Annotated in this window: 20 protein-coding genes; 6 read left to right on the top strand and 14 right to left on the bottom strand. The window is 68.6% G+C overall.

All coding sequences use genetic code 11. From position 1 onward, the window contains the following. Nucleotides 1–182: 182 nt before the first annotated feature. The 5 genes from ABFT43_RS07030 to ABFT43_RS07010 form a co-directional block, all read right to left on the bottom strand. Entirely contained in the window at nucleotides 183–1,847 is a 1,665-nt protein-coding gene (locus ABFT43_RS07030) for a hypothetical protein (RefSeq protein ID WP_347959650.1), read from the bottom strand. Between the two features lie 75 nt (nucleotides 1,848–1,922). Then, entirely contained in the window at nucleotides 1,923–2,717 is a 795-nt protein-coding gene (locus ABFT43_RS07025) for a signal peptidase I (RefSeq protein WP_347959649.1), read from the bottom strand. A 161-nt stretch (nucleotides 2,718–2,878) separates the two neighbouring features. After that, complete coding sequence (locus ABFT43_RS07020) at nucleotides 2,879–3,493, bottom strand: SipW-dependent-type signal peptide-containing protein (protein ID WP_347959648.1); 615 nt, start codon at nucleotides 3,491–3,493, stop codon at nucleotides 2,879–2,881. 337 nt (nucleotides 3,494–3,830) lie between these two features. After that, nucleotides 3,831–5,324: a cutinase family protein gene (locus tag ABFT43_RS07015; protein WP_347959647.1), complete on the bottom strand. Its 1,494-nt coding sequence runs from the start codon at nucleotides 5,322–5,324 to the stop codon at nucleotides 3,831–3,833. A gap of 513 nt (nucleotides 5,325–5,837) precedes the next feature. Continuing rightward, entirely contained in the window at nucleotides 5,838–7,787 is a 1,950-nt protein-coding gene (locus ABFT43_RS07010) for a heavy metal translocating P-type ATPase (RefSeq protein WP_347959646.1), read from the bottom strand. Nucleotides 7,788–7,817: 30 nt separating this feature from the next. Here ABFT43_RS07010 and ABFT43_RS07005 point away from each other — a divergent pair, with 30 nt between their 5' ends. Further along, nucleotides 7,818–8,036, top strand: a complete 219-nt coding sequence (locus ABFT43_RS07005; protein ID WP_347959645.1) for a hypothetical protein — start codon at nucleotides 7,818–7,820, stop codon at nucleotides 8,034–8,036. Between the two features lie 300 nt (nucleotides 8,037–8,336). Here the strand turns inward: ABFT43_RS07005 and nadC are convergent, their stop codons facing one another. The 3 genes from nadC to ABFT43_RS06990 form a co-directional block, all read right to left on the bottom strand. Beyond that, nucleotides 8,337–9,245: a carboxylating nicotinate-nucleotide diphosphorylase gene (gene nadC / locus ABFT43_RS07000; protein ID WP_347959644.1), complete on the bottom strand. Its 909-nt coding sequence runs from the start codon at nucleotides 9,243–9,245 to the stop codon at nucleotides 8,337–8,339. A 20-nt stretch (nucleotides 9,246–9,265) separates the two neighbouring features. Continuing rightward, nucleotides 9,266–10,324: a quinolinate synthase NadA gene (gene nadA, locus ABFT43_RS06995; protein WP_347959643.1), complete on the bottom strand. Its 1,059-nt coding sequence runs from the start codon at nucleotides 10,322–10,324 to the stop codon at nucleotides 9,266–9,268. A 237-nt stretch (nucleotides 10,325–10,561) separates the two neighbouring features. Further along, the gene (locus ABFT43_RS06990; protein WP_347959642.1) at nucleotides 10,562–10,822 is read right to left on the bottom strand and encodes a helix-turn-helix domain-containing protein; all 261 of its coding nucleotides are present in this window, start codon (nucleotides 10,820–10,822) and stop codon (nucleotides 10,562–10,564) included. 107 nt (nucleotides 10,823–10,929) lie between these two features. Between ABFT43_RS06990 and map the strand changes: the two genes are divergently transcribed. Then, nucleotides 10,930–11,700 carry a type I methionyl aminopeptidase gene (map, locus tag ABFT43_RS06985; RefSeq protein WP_347959641.1) on the top strand — a complete coding sequence of 257 codons (771 nt, stop codon included), beginning with the start codon at nucleotides 10,930–10,932 and terminating at the stop codon, nucleotides 11,698–11,700. A gap of 75 nt (nucleotides 11,701–11,775) precedes the next feature. Beyond that, nucleotides 11,776–12,528: an NUDIX hydrolase gene (locus tag ABFT43_RS06980; protein ID WP_347959640.1), complete on the top strand. Its 753-nt coding sequence runs from the start codon at nucleotides 11,776–11,778 to the stop codon at nucleotides 12,526–12,528. On the opposite strand, the gene ABFT43_RS06975 is transcribed toward ABFT43_RS06980, so the two are convergent. Genes ABFT43_RS06975 through ABFT43_RS06950 form a run of 6 tightly spaced genes read right to left on the bottom strand, consistent with a single transcriptional unit; the run spans nucleotide 12,491 to nucleotide 17,768 of the window. Next, nucleotides 12,491–13,129 carry a DUF2567 domain-containing protein gene (locus tag ABFT43_RS06975; RefSeq protein WP_347959639.1) on the bottom strand — a complete coding sequence of 213 codons (639 nt, stop codon included), beginning with the start codon at nucleotides 13,127–13,129 and terminating at the stop codon, nucleotides 12,491–12,493. The two genes, ABFT43_RS06980 and ABFT43_RS06975, sit on opposite strands and share 38 nt — an antisense overlap. Before the next feature lie 5 nt (nucleotides 13,130–13,134). Next, nucleotides 13,135–13,374 (bottom strand): biotin synthase auxiliary protein BsaP, encoded by a 240-nt coding sequence (gene bsaP / locus ABFT43_RS06970; protein WP_347959638.1) that lies wholly within the window; start codon nucleotides 13,372–13,374, stop codon nucleotides 13,135–13,137. A gap of 36 nt (nucleotides 13,375–13,410) precedes the next feature. Further along, nucleotides 13,411–14,448: a biotin synthase BioB gene (gene bioB / locus ABFT43_RS06965; protein ID WP_347959637.1), complete on the bottom strand. Its 1,038-nt coding sequence runs from the start codon at nucleotides 14,446–14,448 to the stop codon at nucleotides 13,411–13,413. Between the two features lie 52 nt (nucleotides 14,449–14,500). After that, nucleotides 14,501–15,271 carry a dethiobiotin synthase gene (gene bioD / locus ABFT43_RS06960; protein WP_347959636.1) on the bottom strand — a complete coding sequence of 257 codons (771 nt, stop codon included), beginning with the start codon at nucleotides 15,269–15,271 and terminating at the stop codon, nucleotides 14,501–14,503. Then, a complete protein-coding gene (locus ABFT43_RS06955; RefSeq protein ID WP_347959635.1) occupies nucleotides 15,268–16,455 on the bottom strand; it encodes an 8-amino-7-oxononanoate synthase in 1,188 nt (395 codons plus the stop codon). Before ABFT43_RS06955 ends, bioD begins: the two co-directional genes overlap by 4 nt. Then, nucleotides 16,452–17,768, bottom strand: a complete 1,317-nt coding sequence (locus tag ABFT43_RS06950) for an adenosylmethionine--8-amino-7-oxononanoate transaminase (RefSeq protein WP_347959634.1) — start codon at nucleotides 17,766–17,768, stop codon at nucleotides 16,452–16,454. The genes ABFT43_RS06955 and ABFT43_RS06950 overlap by 4 nt, the downstream gene beginning before the upstream one ends. Nucleotides 17,769–17,930: 162 nt before the next feature. Between ABFT43_RS06950 and ABFT43_RS06945 the strand changes: the two genes are divergently transcribed. From ABFT43_RS06945 to glgX, 3 genes are all read left to right on the top strand, one after another. Next, the gene (locus ABFT43_RS06945; protein ID WP_347959633.1) at nucleotides 17,931–18,488 is read left to right on the top strand and encodes a TetR/AcrR family transcriptional regulator; all 558 of its coding nucleotides are present in this window, start codon (nucleotides 17,931–17,933) and stop codon (nucleotides 18,486–18,488) included. A gap of 159 nt (nucleotides 18,489–18,647) precedes the next feature. Continuing rightward, nucleotides 18,648–20,825 (top strand): acyltransferase family protein, encoded by a 2,178-nt coding sequence (locus tag ABFT43_RS06940; protein WP_347959758.1) that lies wholly within the window; start codon nucleotides 18,648–18,650, stop codon nucleotides 20,823–20,825. Between the two features lie 132 nt (nucleotides 20,826–20,957). Further along, nucleotides 20,958–23,456 (top strand): glycogen debranching protein GlgX, encoded by a 2,499-nt coding sequence (glgX, locus tag ABFT43_RS06935; RefSeq protein WP_457590108.1) that lies wholly within the window; start codon nucleotides 20,958–20,960, stop codon nucleotides 23,454–23,456. The last annotated feature ends 3 nt before the right edge of the window (nucleotides 23,457–23,459 follow it).

The raw sequence follows: 23,459 nt of genomic DNA, 5'->3' as shown, positions 1-23,459 counted from the left end.
CAAGCAGCTCGGGCCCAGCGACCGGTCGTGGGCTTCTGTCGCCGCAAGGCCCGGGCCTCGCCGCCCAGGCACCGGCCCCGGTCGTGCCGAAGACGCTGCAGGCCGGGGTCGAACCCTCATGAGCAGAATCCCGTTGCGCCGGTTCACGGGTACCGACGCAACGGGATCGGCTGCGTACCGCTCTACCCGTCGCCCGACGAGGAATCCGCCAACGAAGAATCCGCCGACGAGGAATCCGCCTTCGGCCGCGACTTGTTCTCCACGGTCGGCTCCGGCTCGGGAGCCTCGCTCACCTCGGCGTCCGCCGCCGGCTTCTCCTCCGCGGGCGCGGGCGCGGCGTCGGGTTCCCTCGTCTCCGGCGCCGTCACGGTCGGCGCGGGTGTGGTCGTCGAGGTCGCCGGCAACTGCGGGTCCGGCAGCACGAAGGTGAATCCCGCTGTGCCCGCGGGTTTCCACATCGCCTTACCGGCCGCGCTCGGGGCGGTGAACGTCACCCATCCGGAGTAGGTCTGCCCGGGTTCGAGCGTGTCGGGCAGTCGCGGCGTCGGGGTGTCCGATGCCGTGCCGGGATCCTGCTCCGCTCCACCGACGATCGGAAGGAAGTCCTTCCGGTCGACCGTCGAGAGCCTCGACGCGCCCGTTGCGTCGGAGGTCGTGACCGACATCTTCACGGCGACGGTCGCCGGCCCGGTCGCCGACTCCGCGGTGGACTCGACCTTCTGGATCGTCGCCGACCCGAGGTCGGTGCCGTCGGTCCCGGTGACCGGAAAGGCTGCGCCCACATCCACGTCGGTGGGGGTCGTCGGTCCGACCTTCGCGGCAGGAGCCACTTCGGAGTCCGAAGAGCTTGCCGACGAGGAGTTCTCGGACTTGCCGGAACCCTTCTCCGCAGAGCTGTCCGCGCTGGAACCCGACGACGCAGAGCTTTCCGAAGCAGAGCTCTCGGCGGACTCGGAGGGTGTGCTCTCCGAGGTGGGCGCGAGGCGAGCCATCGCCATCCGCGCAGCTGTGAGCGTGGTATCGGAGTCAACCGCGGGCAGCGCCTTGCCGATGCCGCACTCAGCCCGGACGAACTGCATGGTCACGGTCCAGAGAGTCGTGTAGGGCCACAGGGCGGACTGGATGTCGATGTCGAGGACCAGCGTGGAGAGAGCGTATGTCGGCTCTTCCCTCACGACGCTGGTCAGCGTTCCCGATACGTGCAAACCGACTGCGTCGTCGTTGATGACGACCTGCTGATTTCTCCCCGGCACGGAGTAGTAGTGGTTGGAACCGATTCCGATCTCGATCGGAGACCCCGATGGAGCCTCGGCTCGCGCGTTCACGGTCCTGCCGTAGTCGTCCGTCTCGCAGGTGACCGCCGCACGGTACTCACCGGTTGTATCCATGAGGGACAGCCGATCCGATGGGTCGAACGCGGTGGAGCGGGGAATGATCTCGAGGTCCTTTGCCAGACTCACCGCGCTCGCCGAGGTGTTCCCCGCGTTTCGCGTATAGCTTGCCGCCGAGCGTCCTGTCCCCCTCACCACGCCCGAGGCGAAGAGTCCGGACTTCGACTTGGTGGTCCAACCGTCGACGCCGGGGACGAACGACGAACCAGGACTGGCGAACGTATGGGTCGCGATCGTGGCCTCGAATGAGTCCGACGTGAGCACACGGTTCGTGTAGACCTTGGCCGTGGCGGACCGCGCATACCCGTCGGTCGCGGGCGCCTTGCCGAACGTGGCGCCGCCGAAGACCTTGTCGTTCCAGGCGGCGAGCACGCCGGTGGCCTGGGCGAGCACGCCGAGGATGGCCACGAAGCCGACGACGGTGATCAGGATCTTACTGCGTTTGCTGAGGTTCATGAGGCTACGCCGATGTGTAGGGGTTGCAAGCACAAGTGCGTTGCGGTGCAGAGGATCACAGAGCCCAAGCCCGGATCAGACGTCGATTCGTTCACGTCGACCGGCCGGGGACTTCGGCCAGAAGGCCCAGAGCACGAGGAGCGCGGCGCCGAGAGTGATGCCGGCGAGTACGTAAGGATGCGAGAGCCAGACGATCTGCTTTGCGATGCCAGGCACATGCCAGACCACCTTCTTCACCGTCGACACCCGATAGGGTTCGGGGTCGGGGTTCGGGTTGGCGTCACCCTGCATCTCGATCTCCACTCGGCCACCGCCGGTGGGCTTCACCGAGATGGCGCGGTGAGTGATGGGCTTCTCGCCGGGTCCGCGATCGACTGTGATGATGTCGCCGACCTTCACCTGGGTGGCGGGTATCTCGTGAACGATGGCCGCGGAGCCCTGCGGGATGGTCGGGTCCATCGATCCCGTCTTGAACAAGATGATCGAGTAGTTGCCGACGAACGCCATCACGGTCAGGACGACGCACAGGACCCCGAACACCGCGAGGATGTTCAGCACCCAGTCTCCGAGCAGCTCGGACCACGAGCGCTTTGACGTGGTCAGGGGCGTCGCGAGCGGCTCGAGTCGGTCGGCGTCATCCGAAATCGACTCCGAGGCAACCGGGGTCGAGGCAACCGGGGTCGAGACCAAGCGATTCGAGACCACGGGGATGGGCTCGGTGGGGGCATCCGACGGCTGAACGAACATCCGCGGGGTCGATGTCCGTCGCGGCCGGGGTCCCCGAAGCGTCACATCGAGCGGCGCGGTCACATTCCACGAATCCCGGATGTCGAGTGCCCGGTCGCTACCCGGCTTCGCGGTCGTGGTCATGTGGCGTCTCTCTGTGTGTGAGTGCTGAGGATTCGGGCTGGGGGCATGTGGGGGGTCGGGACCGGGCATGTCGGGTCGGAAGCGCAGGACGCGAACAGACCCCGATCCGGCGGCGAGGAGGGGGTGGGATGGGTGTCATCACCGCCGGACCGGGGCACGTACTAGGCGCCGACGCTCTGGGCCTTCATCTCCCAGATCTTGTTGACGTTGATGTTCGAGTCGAGCGACTGGCTCGCCGTCGCAGGCAGGGTGACCTCGAACTCGAGCTTCTTCTGGGTGCCCTTGGGGAGCGTGAACGTGGTTCCGGCCGTCCCGCTCAGGGGCTGGCTGGGAACAAGGGTCGCGCCCTCGGACTTGATGGTCACCAGGAGCGTGCTTGCCAGCGCGCTGGCGGCGGTCGCCTTCGGCTCGATCGTGATCTGGGCGTCCAGTTTGCCCTTGGTCTCCTTCAGGTAGAAGTCACCCTTGGCGGTCTGCCCCGGCAGGAGCGCCGTGGGAGAACCACCGCCGTCGACGACGAAGACGATGTCGCGGCCCGGGCTGGTGTCGTACTCCGCCCAGTCGGTTCCGTCGTGGCTGCCCTGAACGTTCCAGGCGATGTCGCCGATACCGAACGTGCCGTTGCTGAACACCGTGTCGTTCCATGCAGCAAGGGTGACCACGGCGCCGACGCCGAGAACCGCTCCGGACGCAAGGATGGCCTTGCGCTTCCGACCCTTACGGGCACGTTCTTCGTCGGTCAGCGGGGTGTTGGTGGGGGTCGTGTGGTTCGTCATCTTCCGTCCATCGTTTTCTCAGGAGGCGTAGCTCATTGCTACTCACCAGTAATTTAGATTGATTGTCGATTTTTGTTATCGGATTTTCAAGGCTATTTGTGTGAAGTGACTCACCCCTACCTGGTCGTTTGATCACAATTTCTGGACACGCCCGTTCCCAATTACACGATCAGATCTGACCCAATTTGAATCTGGTCATCCGACCACGTCACAAATGTCTCAGAATTTATGTCAATAAGCATTGCTAAATGACAATGACTGTTGATATTCAAGACAACGATCGTTGACATCGAGGATGTTGGGATCACCATTCATGTCATCAGTCGTTGCTATTTTGTCAATCGTCATTGGCACATTCTTCGGCGTGGTCTGACGAACAGGATTCGGACTCCGATGCCGAGTCGTCCCCCGCCTCCGAACCCGATGTCGGGTCCGGCACGGCGGCAGCCTCGTCGATGCTGTCGGCGAGCCAGTCCCCCAGCCAGGCGATCGCTGTACGACCGACCTTGTCGACGACGAACCGCGCGTAGTCGGTGTGGGCGTTGCCGGAGTAGAACTCCTTGGCCGTGACGGCGTCGCGGATGATCGCGGCGGGGTCGGTGACCGCCTGCCCGGCGACGATCTTCGCGAGCTCCTTGGCCAGCTCCTTGAACCGCGGCGAGATGAGGTCGGACAGCACGCCGGTGTGCGACGCGTCGCCCTCGTCGGAGACCTCGACGACGTCGACGGTCAGCGAGACCAGTTCCCTGCCGATCTGCACCACGTCGGCGACATCGACTTCGACGTCCGGCATCGATGCCGCACCCAGCCGGGTGCCGACGGCTCCCGCGGCAGACCAGGTCAGCTCCTGGATCCGGCCCACCAGGTCCGCGGCCCGCTCGAGATCGATCCGGTCCAGCACGCGGCACATCGCGGCACCAACCTTGGCCAACCCGGTCTCGTCGGGGATCAGGTCGAGAACCTTGGCGACCCTGCCGTAGTCGACCTTATTGGCGAGCTTGACGAACGGATGCAGCTGCTCGTTGACCGCGCCGGCCACCTGATGTGCGGCCTTGAGGTCGCCCACCCCGATGAGCCGGGGCAATCGCGTGATGTCAGCTCCCAGCGAGGCATAGTCGATCCTCGCGATGGTGCCGATGACATCTATGGCGTTCTCGACGGCGTCGGCGACCCCCTCGGCACCCTCGCTCAAGACGGTGCCGATCTTCCCGAGCACCGGATGACGCCTCTTGTCGATCGAGCAGTACAGATCCGCGGGGTGACAGATGCTGGTAACGCGACCGGACAGCTCGCCCATCCCCTCTGGGCGCGGATCGGCGATGCCGATCCCCCGGGCCGACGGCCCGATGATCTTCTGCCCCTCGGTCCCGTTACCGGGGTCGGCGAGCAGGCCGACGGCGACGACCCGATCGGGTGGAATCGGGCCCTTGCCGTTGCCGATCGCCGCGGCAAGGTCACCGGCGGCGTCGGCGCCCTGGCTGTACCCGGTGATCGTGAACCGCAGGTCCGGATCGGCCTCGGCGCGATCGGCGAGCACCTTCGAGGCGTTCGCGATCGCGGTCGCCTTGCTGTCGGCGTAGGTGCGGCCGTTGTCGAACGCCCGCGCCATGTACGGGAGGAAGAAGATCGTGGCCGAGTCGCCGTGCTCGCGCTCGATCTCCCGGGCCACGGCCGCAAGGGCCCCGGTGGGCCGCGTGGGGTCCGCCTCGGCGTCGGTCTCCCAGGTGCCGGGAATGAAGAGATTGAAGGTGGAAATCGTCGGATCGGCAGTTGCCTCGCCGGCGCCGATCGCAATGAAGCCTGTCGCCGCGACGCTCGCGGCGACGGTCATTCCGGTCAAACCGCGGGCCGTTAGCCGGAATCGTCGGGGGTGCCGCCGGCGCAGCCGAGCGGTGCATGCGTCGTTGTTGTGTCGTGCAGTTCGAGTGGGGGTCGTATAAATCATGAGTCGCGGGTGTCTCAATTTTTCGCATAGTTGATGGGGGGTCGGGCATGCGAGAAGGCGATCGGACTATTCACCCCCCTTTCCCTCGACATAGTTACCGACGAGTAGATATGAATTCTTGCTCCGCGTTACACGATTTTGCGAATTCTCATAAAAGGATTTGGCAGCCCGAAATTCCTATGTCATATACGAAACCCAAACACATTGCAGCTCAACGCTTTTCAATGGCAATCGAGGATTGCCCATCTTGGACGCCTGACCGTCTGTGAGTGAAATCACGACATCAACCCATCCGTTCTCGATGTCGAAGCCGCGGTAACGCACCGTTATGCGAGACGACGAAGGCCCGGAACCACCGCGTGAGCAGCAGCTCCGGGCCTTCGCGAACGGTGGTTCTGGTCAGGCGACCGGCTTGCGACGTTCCGATTCGTCCGATTCGACGGACAGGTCCAGGCGGCGCAGCAGCTGTGCGTTGAGTGCCACCACGATCGTCGACACCGACATCAACACGGCTCCGACGCCCATCGGGAGCACGAACCCGATCGGAGCGAGAACCCCGGCGGCGAGCGGGACGGCGAGGAGGTTGTAGCCGGCCGCCCACCAGAGGTTCTGCACCATCTTCCGGTAGGCCGCCTTCGACAGCTCGATCACCTTTAGCACCGCCCGCGGATCCGACGATGCGAGAACGACACCGGCGGAGGATATGGCGACGTCGGTCCCGGCGCCGATCGCGAGACCCACGTCCGCGCGGGCCAGCGCGGGCGCGTCGTTGACGCCGTCACCGACCATCGCGACCCGCTTGCCCTCGCCCTGCAGTTCGGCGACGCGGAGTTCCTTGTCCTCGGGGCGGACGCCGGCGAACACCCGCTCGATGCCGAGTTCCCGCGCCACCGAGTCGGCGACCACCGGGGCATCCCCGGTGACCATGACCGGCTCGATGCCGAGTTGCAGAAGCCCGTCCACCGCTTCCCGAGACTCCGGACGGATCTCGTCGCTGAGCGCGAGCGCGCCGATGACCTGGTCGTCTGCCAGCACGTGCAGGATGATCGCGCCGGCGGCGCGCCAGTCCTCGGCGATCGGGAGTTCCCCGAGGCCGTGTTCCGCGAGCAGCCGGGGCCCGCCGACCGAGACCGAGACCCCGTCGACGGTCGCAGAGACGCCCGTCGCCGGCGACGAGGTGAAGTCCTCGACGGGTGACAGCTGTAGGGCACGGCCCCGCGCGGCGTCCACGACGGCGGCGGCGAGCGGGTGCTCGCTGTCGGATTCGGCCGACGCCGCGAGCACCAGGACCTCGTCGGCGGTACGTCCGGCAGTCGGTTCGACGGCGTGCAGCACCGGGTTACCGCGGGTGAGGGTGCCGGTCTTGTCGAAGAGGACGGCGCCGACCGACCTCATCGACTCGAGCGCCATGCGGTCGGAGATCAGCACTCCCCCACGCGCCGCGCGTTCGGTCGCGATGGACACGACGAGTGGGATCGCCAGGCCGAGCGCATGCGGGCACGCGATGACGAGGACGGTGATCACGCGGATGACCGCCTCGTCGGGCATCCCGATCGTCGACCACACGATCGCGGTGACGACGGCCGAGCCGAGCGCGAACCAGAAGAGCCATCCGGCCGCGCGGTCGGCGAGACGCTGGGCCCGCGACGACGATTCCTGCGCCTGTGCGACCAATCGCGCGATGCCGGCGAGGGCCGTGTCGTCTCCGACCGCACGGACCCGCACGCGCACGCCGGAGTCGGTGGCGACGGTCCCGGCAACCACCTTGTCCCCGGTCCCGCGTGCCACCGGACGCGACTCGCCGGTGATCATCGACTCGTCGAAATCTGCTGCACCGGAGATGATCTCACCGTCCGCGGGCACCGATGCCCCGGGCCGGACCAGGACCACGTCGCCCACGCCGAGCCGGTCCGGTGTCACGGTGACCGTGGCACCGTCGTCGAGGACCTTCTCCGCGGTGTCGGGCAGCAGCGCGGCAATGGAGTCGAGCGCCGACGTCGTCATGGCGAGTGCACGCATCTCGATCCAGTGGCCGAGGAGCATGATCACGACCAGCAGCGCCAGCTCCCACCAGAAGTCGAGGTCACCGGGCAGCAGGTCCAGCGTGGCACCCCAGGACGCGACGAAGGCCACCGTGATCGCCAGCGCGATCAGCAGCATCATCCCCGGTGCGCGCGAGCGGATCTCGCCGATGGCACCGGTGAGGAAGGGCCTGCCGCCCCAGAAGTAGAGGACCGTACCGAGGATCGGCGAGATCCAGGTGATCCACCCGTCGTGCGGGAGGTCGTAGCCGACGAGGTGCGCGAACATACCGCTGAACGCGACCGTGGGGATCGCCACGACCAGCATGATCCAGAAGAGCCGCCGGAACTGCGCGACGTGACCGGCGTGGCCCGTGTGGTCGCCGTGTCCGGCGTGGCCCGAGTGGCCGGCATGGACCCCACGCTCGGTATGGGTCGCGGCATCGGTATGGGCTGCGTGTTCGGTGGGAGCGGTGTGCGTCTCGCCCCTGCTACGCGCGGCTCGGAATTCGTTCCCGGAATCAGTTTGTGCCACACGGTTTTCGCCGTGCTCGCCACCATGGTGACGGTGACCTGAATGCGTGTGTGTCCGGTGCGGGTTCGCCCCGGATCCGGGGGTCGGTGCAGCACTCATGAGCCTGAGTGTATACCCCATGGGGGTATACACGGAAGGGTCTGAAACCGAGGAATCGCAGGTGGCCCCGCAGAGTCGCGCGCTCCAGCTCGCGACTCTGCGGCGAAGGCGCGATTCTGCGCCGGCCCGGGTCCTGTGCCGGCCCGGGTCCTGTGCCGGCCCGGGTTCTGTGCCGGCCCGGGTTCTACGACAAAGCCGCCCGCGACGATGCGTCGCGGGCGGCTCTCGTTCGTACGGTACGGATCAGGCGTCGGGCGCCGGGATGTCCAGTCCCAGGTCGAGCACCGTGACCGAGTGGGTCAGCGCGCCGACGGCGAGGTAGTCGACGCCGGTACGGGCATAGTCCTCGGCCACCTGCAGACTCAGGCCACCGGAGCTCTCGAGCTTGGTCTCCGGCGACTTCGCGTTGCGGCGCTGAACCGCGACCTGGGTCTCCCACGGCGCGAAGTTGTCGAGCAGCACGAGCTGCGGTTCGAGCGGCAGCACCTCGTCGAGCTGGGCCAACGAGTCGACCTCGACCTCGACGGGCAGGCCCGGAGCCGCCTCGCGGACCGCCTGCAACGCGGCCGCGGCCGAACCGGCGGCGACCACGTGGTTGTCCTTGATCAACGCGGCGTCGCCGAGACCCATCCGATGGTTGACTCCCCCACCTGCGCGGACCGCGTACTTCTGCAGCACCCGCAGGCCCGGAAGGGTCTTGCGGGAATCGCGGATCCTCGCCGGGTATCCGGCCACCGCGTCGACCCACGCGCGCGTCGCCGTCGCGATACCCGACAGATGACAGATCAGATTGAGTGCGGTGCGCTCGGCGGTCAGCAGCGCGGCGGTCGGGGCGTGAACCCGCAGGACCACATCACCCGGTTCGACGACGGTGCCGTCGGCGACCGCCTCGGACACCTCGAACTCACCGGCGCCGATGACCTCCTCGAACACCGCGATCACCACCGGCACACCGGCGATGACACCATGCGCGCGGCTGACGATCGCAGCGTCGACGACGGCGCCGGCGGGAACGGTTGCGGCCGTCGTGACGTCGGGCCCGTATCGCAGGTCCTCGTCGAGCGCGGTCCGGATGAGCCCCCGGATCTCGTCGTCGACGACGAGTTCGAGCGCCCCGCCGGCCGCCTCCTGTCCGACGAATCCGTCGCTCACGGTGCCTGCTTTCCCGAGGGTCACTCGCCCGAGCCCGGGTTGCCGATCGCGATCATGCGCTCGACGCTCTTGCGCGCCTTCTCGGCGACGTCGGCGTCGACGAACACCTCGTCGCGACCCTCACGCAGGCAACGCAGCAGCGCGGCCGGGGTGATCATCTTCATGTAGGGGCACGACGCGCGGTCGTTGACCGCCCGGAAGTCGACACCCGGCGCGGCCTTGCGCAGCTGGTGCAGCATGCCGATCTCGGTCGCCACCAGGACCTGTTTGGCGCCGGTCTCGCGCGCGGCGTCGAGCATGCCGCCGGTCGACAGGATCTTCACCCGGTCCTCGGGCACTGCACCCTCGCCTGCCAGGTAGAGAGCCGAAGTGGCGCAACCGCATTCGGGGTGGATGAACAGGTCGGCGTCCGGGTGCGAGGAGGCCTGCTCGGCGAGCTCGTCGCCGTTGATGCCGGCGTGCACGTGGCACTCGCCCGCCCAGATGTGGATGTTGTCGCGACCGGTCTCGCGCTTGACGTGTGCGCCGAGGAACTGGTCCGGGAGGAACAACACGTCACGGTCGGGATCGATCGACGCGACCACGTCGACGGCGTTCGACGACGTGCAGCAGATGTCGGTGAGTCCCTTCACCTCGGCGGTGGTGTTCACGTAGGAGACGACGATCGCATCGGGGAACTCGGCCTTCCAGGCGCGCAGTTCGTCCGCGGTGATCGAGTCGGCGAGCGAGCAGCCGGCCCGCTCGTCCGGGATCAGGACGCGCTTGTCCGGGCTGAGGATCTTGGCGGTCTCGGCCATGAAGTGGACGCCGCAGAAGATGATCTCGTCGGAGTCGACCTCGGCGGCGATGCGTGAGAGCGCGAGCGAATCACCCACGTGGTCGGCGACATCCTGGATGGCCGGAAGCTGATAGTTGTGCGCCAGCAGCGTCGCGTTGCGGGCGCGCGCGAGGCGACGCACCTCGTCCGCCCACTCCGGGGTCGGCTCGACACCGGCGTAACCGCCGGGTGCGTCGTGCCACTCGGCATCGAGGAGCCCGGTCGCGGTCACGGCCGCCGGACGGTCACTGGTGATGCTCATAGCCACTCCTCTGGCTCCCCGGCGTGGTGTCCGCCGGGTCGTCGGTTCCCCGGAGCACGGGCCGTGTGTCCGAGGCAGGTTTTCGACTCATGGTCGAAAACGCTATGCATCGTAACATTCGCCACACCGGACCTATTCCCACCGCCCCGCGCAGGACCTGAGCACCATGTCACGCATCAGCGCCGAGATGCCGATCGGAGATCCACGACCGCGCCGCCCGAACGGGCGGGAGCGGCGTCATCCGGCGCGGGTGACCTCGCCGTCGAGCACCACCGCGAGCTCGTCGAGGGACGCCCCCAGCGACCGCGCCAGCGCCACGATCGTCGCGAACGCCGGAGTGGGCATGCGGCCGGTCTCGATCTTGCGGAGGGTCTCCGGCGAGATGCCGGCCCGCAGGGCGACCTCGGCGAGCGGACGATCGCCGCGGAGTTCGCGCAACCGGGCACCCAGACGACGACCGGCGGCGATCTGTTCGGGAGTCAGGGGGTTGCGGACCATGGTCGAAGCCTAGCCGATGCGGTATATCTATACCGACACCTTCGGTATTTCTATACCAGGATTTCCATACCGAAGATCAATCCGGACACCGAAGGGAACCCGACGACATGGTCGAACCGAAGACACCGTCCGAGGTCGAGGCGATGGCGACGACCGGGGCGTTCATCGGCGAGCTCCTCGCCGACCTCGCCGCACGCGCCGACGTCGGCGTCAACCTGCTCGACCTCGAACAACGCGCCCGCGACATGATCGCCGAGCGCGGAGCCGAGTCCTGCTACTGGGACTACGCCCCCTCGTTCGGCAACGGCCCTTTCCGCAACGTGATCTGCCTGTCGGTGAACGACGCGGTGCTGCACGGACTCCCCCACGACTACGTCCTGGCCGACGGGGACCTGCTGTCGATGGACATCGCCGTCTCGATCGACGGCTGGGTCGCCGACGCCGCCCGCAGCGTCATCGTCGGCACTCCCCGTCCCGAGGATCAGCGCCTGGTCACCGCGACCGAGGAGGCGCTTCAGGCGGCCATCGACGCGGCGCGCCCGGGCGGGCACCTCGGTGACATCTCCGCCGCGATCGGTGCGGTGGCCAAATCCTATGGCTATCGGGTCAACACGGAGTTCGGCGGACACGGCCTCGGACGCACCATGCACGAGGACCCGCACATCGCGAACATCGGCAAACCCGGCCGCGGCATGAAACTCCGACCGGGCCTCACGCTCGCGCTCGAGCCCTGGTTCACCCTCGGTGAGGAACGGATCAAGTTCGATGCCGACGGCTGGACGATCCGGTCCTTCGACGGTTCGCGCGGCGCGCACAGCGAGCACACCATCGCCGTCACGGAGGGCGACGCCCGCGTGCTCACCGCACGTCCGGCGTGACGTCGCCGGCCTGACACGGTCGTCGCCGGGGAGTTCCTGCGTCACGCGACCGCGTCCGGACCCTACAATCACCGCATGCCAGCCGCCGGGACCGACGCCTCCTCCACCGACGAGCCCCGTTCCGGCCTGCGGGTCGAGGTCCTGACCGTCGTCTTCCGGGTCCGCATCGCCGGCTCCGCGGGCGACGCCGGCGGCAGGTCGCCGGCACACGACGGCCGTGCGGAACTGAGCGTGCTGCTGTCGGAGGTCTCCCCCGGCCGCTGGTCGCTCCCGGGTGGGGACGTCGGCCACGACGAGACCCTGTCGACGAGTGCGCGCCGACTCGTCGCCGAGACGATGGACGTGCGTGACATCGCGCATCTCGAGCAGCTGTCGGTGTTCTCCGATCCCGATCGTGTGCCCGGCATCCGCACGATCGCGTCGACCTACATGGGGCTCGTCCCGTCCGACGCGTCGGCGTCGTTACCCGAGGACGCCGGCTGGTTCGCGGTCGACAGCCTGCCCGAGGTGGTCTTCGACCATGCGCAGATCATCGACACCGCCCGCCACCGGCTCGCGGCCAAGCTCTCCTACACCAACATCGCATTCGCTCTGGCGCCGAAGCGTTTTCCGATGTCGGAGCTGTCCGAGATCTACTGCGCGGCGCTCGGCTACCCGGTGGACACCACCAACCTGCTGCGCATCCTGAGCCGGCGCGCCGTCGTGGTGTCGACCGGCACCGTCGGCAAGACCGGCCGTGCCGGGGGACGGCCGCCCGCGCTCTACGCCTTCGCCGACGACGAGCTGCGCGTCACGGATGAGTTCGCGACGCTGCGTCCACCGATGTGAGGTCAGGGTCCGGCGGTGTCGCCGGCGCCTCGTCGAGGAGGTCTCCGACGCCGAGATCGGCTGTGCGCGCGGACAACACGCACACCAGATAGACGATTGCGAACGCGAACGGCGCGCAGATGAGCAGCGCCCACGGAAAGCTGTACCCGGCGCGGGTCCCGCCTTCGAGCCACAGTTCGGGCGCCACCTCGTAGGTCGCGGACACCGGCAGCGCCGACACGTCGTCGTCGAATCGCATACCCGCCAGCCACATCCCGGTCTCCACCGCGACGACCGACCCGATCGCCGTGCCGAGCACCGGGACCAGGAACCCGATCACTCCGCGCCAGGCGCGCACCGCGATCCACACGACGAGTGCTGCCAGCGCGCCGTAGCCGAACATGGCCAGCGCGAAGACTCCGACGCTGTCGAAGTCGGTGGTCACCAGGTCCGGTGTGAGACCCGGGACGACCACACCGCTCGTCGGCGGGGTCAGCACCGCCCAGAGCATCCCCGCGACGGCACCGAGCAGCACCACCGCGACGGTCACCGCGATCAGCAACGAGGCCGGTCGCTCGACGCGACTCGGCGTCACCGGGCCCGGCGGCGTGGCGGGGACCATCGCGGTCACCGGCGGCCCAGTTCGGAGGAGTCGACCGTCCCGTGACGGGAGCACCGCGCGCTCCAGCCGTCGGGACGGACCTGCACCACCATCCGCCGCCCGCATTGTCCGCAGAAACGCGGCGGTTCGAGACCCAGACGCGCGGCGGGCGGGATCGCGTCGGGCGACTGCAGTTGGAGTTCGAGACCCGTGTAGACGCCGTACCTACACGGTTCGGCGAGCGGGCCCGGGACGGTGTCGATCATGAGAGAACACGCTACCGATCGTCGGACGGGTGGGCGTCAGATCGTGTCGTTCAACGACTTGATCGGCATCGACAGGTCGTTCAGCAGGTCGAGGTCGTCCTCGGCCGGACGGCCCAGCGTCGTCAGGTAGTTGCCGACGATGACGGCGTTGATGCCGCCGAGGATGCCCTGCTTGGCGCCGAGGTCGCCGAGGGTGATCTCGCGACCGCCGGCGAACCGGAGGATGGTGCGCGGCAGGGCGAGCCGGAACGCGGCAACGGCCTTGAGCGCTTCGGTGGCAGGCAGCACCTCGAGGTCGCCGAACGGGGTGCCCGGGCGCGGGTTGAGGAAGTTCAGCGGCACCTCGTCGGGTTCGAGTTCGGCGAGTTCGGCGGCGAACTCGGCGCGCTGCTCGAGGGTTTCGCCCATGCCGAGGATGCCGCCGCAGCACACCTCCATGCCGGCCTCGCGGACCATGCGCAGGGTGTCCCAGCGTTCCTCCCAGGTGTGGGTGGTGACGACATTCGGGAAGTGGCTGCGCGCGGTCTCGAGGTTGTGGTTGTAGCGGTGCACGCCCATGTCGCGCAGCTGGTCGACCTGTTCCTGGGTGAGCATGCCGAGGCTGCAGGCGATCTGGATGTCCACCTCGTTGCGAATGGCCTCGATGCCGGCGGCGACCTGGCTCAGCAGCCGCTCGTCGGGACCGCGGACGGCGGCGACGATGCAGAACTCGGTCGCGCCGGTCTTCGCGGTCTGCTTGGCGGCCTCGACCAGCGACGGGATGTCGATCCACGCGCTGCGCACCGGCGAGGCGAAAAGGCCCGACTGCGAACAGAAGTGGCAGTCCTCGGGGCAGCCGCCGGTCTTCAGCGAGATGATGCCCTCGACCTCGACCTCGGGGCCGCACCAGCGCATACGCACGTCGTGGGCGAGCTGGAGCAGCTCGGTCAGCCGCTCGTCGGGCAGGCGCAGGACGGTGAGCACCTGGTCCTCGGTGAGCGCCTCACCGCGTTCGAGCACCTGCTCGCGGGCGGTCGCGAGGATGTCGTCGGATGCCCGGGTGTCGCGGGCGGCGTCTGCGGTTGCCTGGGTCACTGGTCGAACTCCTTGCTGGTGATCCGGCGAAAGTGCCGGTGCGGTAGAGATTTCAGGTCCGGATGAGCTGTTCGGACAGATCTGCGGGGGCGGCCGGTTCGGGGCGGACGGCTGCCGGGCGGAGACCGTCGAGCCACTCTGGGTCGAACCAGGTGGGTGCGAGGCGGCGGAACTCGGCGGGGCCGGGGGTCGCTGCCCCGGCGGGGAGCACGCCGACGACCGGCACCCCGGTCACCCGCGGGAGGTCGTCTCGGTTACAGCGCATCGCGAGGTCGGGCTCGGTCGGCCACGACCCGATGACGAGGCCGGCCGGCCGCAGGCCGCGGGCACGGATGGCGTCGACGGTCAGCTCCGCATGGTTGAGCGCTCCGAGTCCGGGGTTCACGACGACGAGGACGCCGTCGGCGGTGCCGGGGGACAACACCGACGCCCCCACGTCGAGCAGGGTCGCCGACTCCCCGAGCCGCACCAGCACGCCTCCCGCGCCCTCGACGAGGGTCAGATCGTGCGTGGTTGCGAGTCGGTCGATCTCGCGGACGATCACCGACGGCTCGGCGTAGGGCATCCCGGCCCGGCGGGCCGCGGTGTCGGGCGCGAGGGGATCGGGATAGCGGAAGCACTCGGCAGTGGTGACCGCGCCCGCGAGGCGCGCGACCTCGGCGAGGTCGCCGGGTTCACCGGGGGCGACGCCGGTCTGGACGGGTTTGCAGACGGCGACGGCGGGAATCGCCGCAGCGGCCAGCGCCGCGGTCGCGACGGTCTTGCCGACGTCGGTCGACGTGCCGGTGACGGCCAGCACACGGCCGCGGGTGCGTGTGCTCATCGGGCCCCGACCTCGCGCAGCGCGGCGTCGACCACCTCGGCGACGTGATCGAGCGTGTCGGTGTCGAGGTCGGCGCGCACGGTGATGCGCAGCCGGGACGTCCCCGCCGGCACCGACGGTGGCCGGAAGCAGCCGACGAGCACGCCTCGTTCACGGCAGGCCGCCGCGGCAGCGACGGCGCGCTGCGGGTCGCCGACGACGATCGAGATGACCGCGGCCGCCGGTTCCTCCGCGCCCAGACGCCGGGCCAGGTGACGGGCGTTGGCGCGCAACCTGTCCGGCATGCCGGGGTCGGCGCGCAGGATGCCGAGGGCGGCGCGGGCGGCGCCGACCGCCGCCGGGTTGAGGCCGGTGTCGAAGATGAAGGCGCGGGCGCAGTCGATGAGGTGCGACCGCAGCAGGCCGGTGCCCAACACGACGCCGCCCTGGGCGCCGAGCGATTTGGACAGCACCGAGGTGACGACGAGATCGGGGGCGCCGGAGAGTCCCTGTTCCGCAACGATTCCGCGACCGCCGGGACCACGGACACCGACGGCGTGCGCCTCGTCGACCAGCAGCGCCGCGCCGTGGGCGCGGGCTGCGGCGTAGAGGTCGGCGACCGGTGCGGGCTCGCCGTCGATGCTGTAGACCGAGTCGGTGACGACGAGCGCGCGCTGCTCGGTGCGCCCGGCGAGCGCGGCGCGCACGGCGTCGTGATCCCCGCGGTCGACGACCACCACCCGCGCCCGTGACAGGCGGCATCCGTCGATGAGCGACGCGTGGCTGCCGGTGTCGCTCACGATGAGGTCACCGCGGCCGGCCAGCGCGGTCACCGCGCCGACGTTCGCCAGGAACCCCGACGAGAAGACCAGCGCCGCATCGAATCCGAGGAAGTCGGCGAGTTCGTTCTCGAGGTCGATGTGCGCCTGCGTGGTCCCGACGACCAGGCGTGAGGCGGTCGAGCCGCCACCCCAGGCGCCGGCAGCGGCTCGCGCTCCCGCGATGACGTCGGGATGCGTGGACAGGCCGAGGTAGTCGTTGGACCCGAGGTTGATCTCCTCGACGCCCTCGCACCGCACGTGCGGGTCACGATGGAGTCCTGCGTCGGCGCGATCACGGGCCGCCCCGGCCAGCCAGGCGAGCCCCACCTCTCCCCCGCCGGCACCGGTGTCGGCGGGGGACGGTTGATCCGATGCGAGGGTCATGATCGTGCTCCCACGAGTTCGGTTGCGGTGGTGGCCGTCTCGCCTAGGGTCGCCCGGACCGCGGCGTGGATGCCGCCGACGATGACGTCCACGTCCTCGGGGGTGCTGATGAACGGCGGCATCGTGTAGACGAGATTGCGGAAGGGACGCAGCCACGCGCCCGCGTCGACGGCGGCCCCGGTGGCGGCCGACATGTCGACCGGGCGGTCGAGTTCGACGACGCCGATCGCACCCTTCACCCGCACGTCCACGACGCCGTCGAGGTCCCGCAGTGGCGCGAGGCCGTGCGCGAGGCGCCCCTCTATCTCCGCGACCCGCGACGCCCACGGCGTCTCAAGGAGCAGTTCGATGGCGGCGACGGCGACCGCGCAGGCCAGCGGATTGGCCATGAAGGTCGGTCCGTGTGCCAGGCCGCCGGCCTCCCCGGCACTGATGACCTCGGCGACGCGCGTTGTGCACAGCGTCGCGGCGAGCGTCAGGTATCCGCCGGTGAGGGCCTTGCCGACGCACATGACGTCGGGTGCGACCCGTGCGGAGTCTGCGGCGAAAAGCGTTCCGGTGCGGCCGAATCCGGTGGCGATCTCGTCGAAGATCAGCAGCACGTCGTGACGGTCGCAGATGTCGCGGAGCGCAGACAGGTATGCGGCGTCGTGGAAGCGCATGCCCCCGGCACCCTGGACCACCGGCTCGACGATGACGGCGGCGAGCTCGTCACGATGCTCGGCGACCGCGGCGTCGAGCAACGCCACGTACCCGGCGTCGAAGTCGGCGGGCGGGGCATCGACGAAGACCTGTTCGGCGAGCACCCCGGTCCACATCGAGTGCATGCCGCCGTCGGGGTCGCAGACGCTCATCGGGGTGAAGGTGTCGCCGTGGTATCCGCCGCGCCAGGTCAGCAGCCGGGTGCGCTGCTCCTGCCCGCGGCTGCGCCAATACTGAAGCGCCATCTTGACCGCGACCTCCACCGAGACCGAGCCGGAGTCGCAGAAGAAGACCTTCTGCAGGGGTTCCGGCGTGAGCTCGACGAGCAGTCGCGCGAGCCGGGCGGCCGGTTCGTGGGTCAGGCCGCCGAACATCACGTGCGACATCCGGCCGAGCTGGACGGCGGCCGCGGCGTCGAGCCGTGGGTGCCGGTACCCGTGGATCGCCGCCCACCACGAGCTCATGCCGTCGACCACCGTCCGGCCGTCGGCGAGTTCGAGACGGACCCCCGACGCGGAGGTCACGACGAGCGGGCGGGTCGCGGCGGGCAGTGCGCCGTACGGGTGCCAGATGTGGTCGGCGTCGACACGGCTGATCTCCGTGTGGTCCACGACGAACGTCTCCTCACTCTCCCCCTGCGCGTGTGGACGGCATCACCTGGACACCGTCCAGGTGTCCTGGACACCGTACAGGGAACACCTGGACGGTGTACAGGCGACACGGTCGACCCCGCCGCAGCAGGGAGGAAACGGGCGGTCACTACGCTGACCCCGGTGAGCAACAGCCGCACCGACGTCCTTCGCGCCGCCCGCGCCATCCTGCGCGAGCACAGCCTGGCCGATCTGTCGATGCGCCGGCTCGCGTCCGAACTCGGCGTCAGCCCCAATGCCCTGTACTGGCACTTTCCCAACAAGCAGACGCTGCTCGCCGCGCTCGCCGACGACATCCTGGGCGCGGTGACCATCCCGCCGGCCGACCTGCCGTGGGACGAGCGGCTGAACCTGCTGGCCACCGGGATGCGCGCCGCGCTGCTCGACGTGCCGGACAGCGCCGAGGTGGTGTCGTCGAGCTGGGCCAGCGGACTGTCCACCAAGGCGATCGCCGCCGACGTCGCCGCGGCCGCCCACGCGGGCGGACTCTCCCTCCGCGACGCCGAGGCGGTGAGCACCGCGATCTGTCAGCTCGTCATCGGCCTGACCATCGAGGAGCAGACCCGGGCCCAGATGGAGCGCCTCGGGGTGATCGGGCCGTCGGGCCGCGACTTCGACGGCGAGTTCGCCGACGGCCTCGAGATCATCCTCGACGGGGCGCGCACCCGGCGCCGCAAGTAGACTCCGGCAGATCGCCCGCAGGGCGCCGCGCGGTGAGCGATCCCACCCGGGTGTCGGGCCCCGCCGAATCGGGAATTCACAGATTCTGCGGGTACATTGCTACCCGCCGAGACCGTTCCCCGACCGAAAGACTTCCGCGTGGCATCGACGACCCGAGTTGTGGCGCCGGAGTCGGCCCCCTCGACGCCGACGACGCCTGCCTACCGCACCGACCTCGACGGTCTGCGCGGCATCGCCATCACCCTCGTGGCCTGCTTCCACGTGTGGTTCGGCAGGGTCTCCGGCGGCGTGGACGTCTTCCTGACCCTGTCGGGCTACTTCTTCGTCGGGTCGCTCCTGCGGCATGCGATCTACGCCCAGAAGCCGCACGTCACCTTCCGCGACACCCTCAACCCGTGGCCGCGGCTCAAGCGACTGCTCCGACGCCTCCTGCCGGCGCTGATCACCGTGCTGCTCGCCGTGACGGTGCTGACGGTGCTGATCCTGCCCGACACCCGCTGGGCCAACATCGGCCACGAGATCGTGGCCAGCGCGCTGTACTACCAGAACTGGTTCCTCGCCGAGAACTCCCAGGACTACCTGGCCGCGAGCTCGGCGAACAGCCCCCTGCAGCACATCTGGTCGATGTCGATGCAGGGCCAGTTCTTCGTTTTGACGCTGGTCGTCGCGCTGCTCTTCGCGGGTCTTCTGAAGATGCTCGCGAAGGCCGTCCGCCCGTTCGCCGATCCGCGCGTGATCAAGGTCCTGGTCTTCGCGGCGGTCCTCGTCGTCGCCCTCGGGTCGTTCTGGTGGGCGCACCGCGGCATGGCGATCAACCAGCCGTACAACTACTACTCGACGATCTCGCGGCTGTGGGAGCCGCTCGTCGGCGGGCTGCTCGCGATCTGGCTGCCGTCCCTCAGGGTGCCCAACTGGGTGCGCAACCTCGCCACGGTCGGGGCCCTGGGGCTGATCGTCAGTTGCGGCTGGTGGATCGACGGCGTCAACGAGTACCCGGGCCCGATGGCGCTGTTCCCGGTCGGCGCGACGCTGGTGATCATCTGGGCGGGCGCGACCGCGCTGCAGAAACCTGCCCACGGGGCGCACGCCGCGCCGGACGCGATGCCGCTGGCCAACCGGATGCTGGCCTCCACCTGGCCGGTGTGGTTGGGCACCATCGCCTACGCCCTGTACCTGTGGCACTGGCCGCTGCTGATCTTCTACCTGTCCTGGCGCGACAAGAACCACGCGAACTTCATCGAGGGCGTCGGCATCCTCGCGGTCTCGATCGCGCTGGCCTGGCTGACCAAGCACTACATCGAGGACCCGCTGCGGGAGGGCACCAGGTCGTCGCTGGCCCAAGGTGACCGCACGGGCCGCGCGCGCTGGCTGTCGTACACGTCGGTGCTGACGTCGGTCCTGCTCGTCGGCACGATCGTGGCCGGTGTCGGGATCAAGCTGTGGGAGCGCCACGTCGACAACATCGTCGTCGACACCAAGAACCTGGACCCGCGGCTCTATCCGGGTGCACGGGCGCTGCTCGACGGATGGCCGGTGCCCGCAGTCGACCCGCAGCCGTCGGCGCTCGAGGTGATCCAGGACTACCCGGAGACGTCGACCGACGGCTTCATGAGCGACTTCACCGACAACGAGATCCACGTCGGCGTCTACGGCGACCCGAACGCCACGCGCACCCTCGCGTTGGCCGGCGGCTCGCATGCGGAGATGTGGATCTCGGCGCTCGACACCCTCGGCAAGCGCAACGGGTTCAAGGTCAAGACCTACCTGAAGATGGGTTGTCCGCTGTCGACCAACCGCATCCCGAAGCAGCGCGGGGTCCCCTACCCCGAGTGCTACGACTGGGGTCAGCGCGTCATCGACCGGATCGTCTCGGAGAAGCCCGACGCGGTGTTCACCAACTCGACCCGCCCGCGCGACTACCAGCCGGGCGACTGGGTTCCGCCGGACTACGTCCCGATCTTCGACCGCTTCCTCGACGCCGGCATCCCGGTGTTCGGCATCCGCGACACCCCATGGCCGAAAAACGCCAAGGGCACCATCGACACCCCGATCTGCCTGGCCGACGGCGGTGATGCGGAGAGTTGCGGCTCGCGGCGCGCGGCGGTGCTGGCGCCCACGGACCCGGCCCTGGAACTGGCCGCGACCCGGCCGGACTTCCACGCCCTCGACATGTCGCGGGGCATCTGCACCGACGACTTCTGCCCGGCGATCGTCGGCAACATCACCGTCTACAAGGACCCGCACCACCTAAGTGCGACGTTCGTCCGCAGCCTCACCGACGAGCTGGGACGACAGATGGCCGCTGCGATCCCGTGGGCCGGCCCGGATGCGCCCTGACCTGGCAATTCACCAACGCGCACAATCCTTGCCGACGTAACGCCGCGTCGGTCTCGGACGAATCCCGCTCCGAGATGACCGTCTGCCCCAACCCGTCTAGTGTCGATACATGATGTCGTTAGGAAGGTGGGCATGACCGTACCGCCAACCACGGGCGAGCAACAGGGCCCCAGCACCAGGGGCACCGGCCCGGGCGAATCATCGGCACCGCCGGTCCCGATGCCGGAGGACCCGATCTCCACCGATGCCCTGGTGGAACCCGAGCCCGCGCCGATCCCGGTGTGGCCCGGCACCCCGTATCCGCTCGGCGCGACCTATGACGGTGCCGGAACCAACTTCTCGTTGTTCTCCGAGGTCGCCGAGGCGGTCGAGCTGTGCCTGATCGACCGGGACGGCAAGGAGCGCCGCATCCGACTCGAAGAGGTCGACGGCTATTGCTGGCACTGCTACCTCCCCAATGTCGGGCCCGGCCAGTTCTACGGTTACCGCGTGCACGGTCCGTACGACCCGTCGCGCGGTCTGCGCTGCGACCCGAGCAAGTTGCTGCTCGACCCGTACGGCAAGGCCTTCTACGGCGACTTCGACGGCGACGCATCGCTGTTCTCCTATCCCCTGCCCCGGCCGGAGGACGACGCCGGCGCCGACGAGACCGGCGACGAGGCCGGCGACGACGACGCCGGCGCGGAAACCGGGGCCGCCGACGGTGCCGGCACCGGGCCTCGCGCCACCGCTGCCCCCGGGTCCGTCGACGAGGGTGCCGGCGCCGAAACTCCCTCGGAGTCCGGGGATTCCGCCGAAGACAACGCGATGCAGACCGTCTCGGAGGACGACATCGAGGTCGCCCCGGAGGACGGGCCCGACGAGCCGTCGAACGAGCTCCCGGGTCTCGACTCGCTCGGGCACACCATGGTGTCGGTGGTCATCAACCCGTATTTCGACTGGCAGAGCGACCGGTCGCCGAACCTCCCGTACCACAAGACGGTGATCTACGAGGCCCACGTCAAGGGCATGACCATGACACATCCCGGTGTGCCCGAACATCTCCGGGGCACCTACGCCGGACTGTGCCATCCGGTCGTCATCGATCACCTCAGGTCGCTGGGCGTCACCACGATCGAGCTGATGCCGGTGCACCAGTTCATGCAGGACTTCGTGCTCCGGGACCAGGGACTGCGAAATTACTGGGGCTACAACACCTTCGGGTTCTTCGCCCCGCACATCGAGTACTCGTCGAACCCCGATCAGCCGGCCAGCGCGGTGACCGAATTCAAGGCGATGGTCCGCGAGTTCCACAACGCCGGCATCGAGGTCATCCTCGACGTGGTCTACAACCACACCGCCGAGGGCAATCACCTCGGGCCGACCGTGTGCTTCCGCGGGATCGACAACGCCGCGTACTACCGGCTCGTCGACGGCGATCCGGCGATGTACATGGACTACACCGGCACCGGCAACAGCCTCAACGGGCGGCATCCGCACACGCTTCAGCTGATCATGGACTCGCTGCGCTACTGGATCCTGGAGATGCATGTCGACGGATTCCGCTTCGACCTCGCCTCCACCCTGGCGCGCGAGTTGCACGACGTGGACCGGCTGTCGGCGTTCTTCGATCTGGTGCAACAGGATCCGGTGGTCAGCCAGGTCAAGCTCATCGCCGAACCGTGGGACGTCGGCGAGGGCGGCTACCAGGTCGGCAACTTCCCTCCCCTGTGGACGGAATGGAACGGCAAGTACCGCGACACCGTCCGCGACTACTGGAGGGGAGAGCCGTCGACGCTCGGCGAGTTCGCGTCCCGGCTCACCGGCTCGTCGGACCTGTACGAGGCGACCGGCCGCCGTCCGCTGGCGAGCATCAACTTCGTCACCGCACACGACGGCTTCACGCTGCGGGACCTGGTGTCGTACAACGAGAAACACAACGAGGCCAACGGCGAGGACAACCGCGACGGCGAGAGCCACAACCGGTCGTGGAACTGCGGTGTCGAGGGACCGACCGACGACCCGGAGATCAACGGGCTGCGGGCGCGCCAGCAGCGCAACATCCTGGCCACGCTGTTCCTCTCGCAGGGCACGCCGATGCTGCTGCACGGCGACGAGATCGGGCGAACCCAGCAGGGCAACAACAACGTCTACTGCCAGGACAACGAACTGTCCTGGATGGACTGGTCACTCGCGGAGGAGAACGCCGACCTCCTGGAGTTCACCCGCAAGGCGATCGCGCTGCGCACCGCGCACCCGGTGTTCCGGCGCCGGCGCTTCTTCGCGGGCAAGCCGATCCGGTGGGGCACGCAGGCGCTCGACATCGCGTGGCTCACCCCGGCCGGTGTCGAGATGACCACCGCCGACTGGGACAGCGGTTTCGGCAAGAGCCTGGCGGTGTTCCTCAACGGCCACGGTCTGGGCGAGAAGGACGAGCGCGGCGAGCGGGTGGTCGACGACTCGTTCTTCATCTGCTTCAACGCCCACTACGAACCGATCGACTTCACCCTGCCGCCCGAGACCTACGGACTGGAATGGGTCGGTGAACTCGACACCATGCATCCGACCGGGGACACCGACCTGACCGCCACCGCCGGCCAGACGGTCGGCGTCGGCGGCCGTTCGGTGCTGGTACTGCGGAAGACCGCGTAGCGC

The sequence above is a fragment of the Gordonia aurantiaca genome (genome assembly GCF_039939235.1).
In the GTDB taxonomy this organism is placed as follows: Bacteria; Actinomycetota; Actinomycetes; order Mycobacteriales; family Mycobacteriaceae; genus Gordonia.
This window is presented reverse-complemented; position numbering and strand designations above follow the sequence as displayed.

Excerpts from the sequence above, each read along its gene's own strand:
- ABFT43_RS07030 (WP_347959650.1), bottom strand. The coding sequence starts at position 1,847 with ATGAACCTCAGCAAACGCAGTAAGATCCTGATCACCGTCGTCGGCTTC.
- ABFT43_RS07025 (WP_347959649.1), bottom strand. The coding sequence starts at position 2,717 with ATGACCACGACCGCGAAGCCGGGTAGCGACCGGGCACTCGACATCCGG.
- ABFT43_RS07020 (WP_347959648.1), bottom strand. The coding sequence starts at position 3,493 with ATGACGAACCACACGACCCCCACCAACACCCCGCTGACCGACGAAGAA.
- ABFT43_RS07015 (WP_347959647.1), bottom strand. The coding sequence starts at position 5,324 with ATGACCGTCGCCGCGAGCGTCGCGGCGACAGGCTTCATTGCGATCGGC.
- ABFT43_RS07010 (WP_347959646.1), bottom strand. The coding sequence starts at position 7,787 with ATGCTGGTCGTGGCGATCCCCACGGTCGCGTTCAGCGGTATGTTCGCG.
- nadA (WP_347959643.1), bottom strand. The coding sequence starts at position 10,324 with ATGAGCATCACCAGTGACCGTCCGGCGGCCGTGACCGCGACCGGGCTC.
- ABFT43_RS06990 (WP_347959642.1), bottom strand. The coding sequence starts at position 10,822 with ATGGTCCGCAACCCCCTGACTCCCGAACAGATCGCCGCCGGTCGTCGT.
- map (WP_347959641.1), top strand. The coding sequence starts at position 10,930 with ATGGTCGAACCGAAGACACCGTCCGAGGTCGAGGCGATGGCGACGACC.
- ABFT43_RS06980 (WP_347959640.1), top strand. The coding sequence starts at position 11,776 with ATGCCAGCCGCCGGGACCGACGCCTCCTCCACCGACGAGCCCCGTTCC.
- ABFT43_RS06975 (WP_347959639.1), bottom strand. The coding sequence starts at position 13,129 with ATGGTCCCCGCCACGCCGCCGGGCCCGGTGACGCCGAGTCGCGTCGAG.
- bsaP (WP_347959638.1), bottom strand. The coding sequence starts at position 13,374 with ATGATCGACACCGTCCCGGGCCCGCTCGCCGAACCGTGTAGGTACGGC.
- bioD (WP_347959636.1), bottom strand. The coding sequence starts at position 15,271 with ATGAGCACACGCACCCGCGGCCGTGTGCTGGCCGTCACCGGCACGTCG.
- ABFT43_RS06955 (WP_347959635.1), bottom strand. The coding sequence starts at position 16,455 with ATGACCCTCGCATCGGATCAACCGTCCCCCGCCGACACCGGTGCCGGC.
- glgX (WP_457590108.1), top strand. The coding sequence starts at position 20,958 with ATGACCGTACCGCCAACCACGGGCGAGCAACAGGGCCCCAGCACCAGG.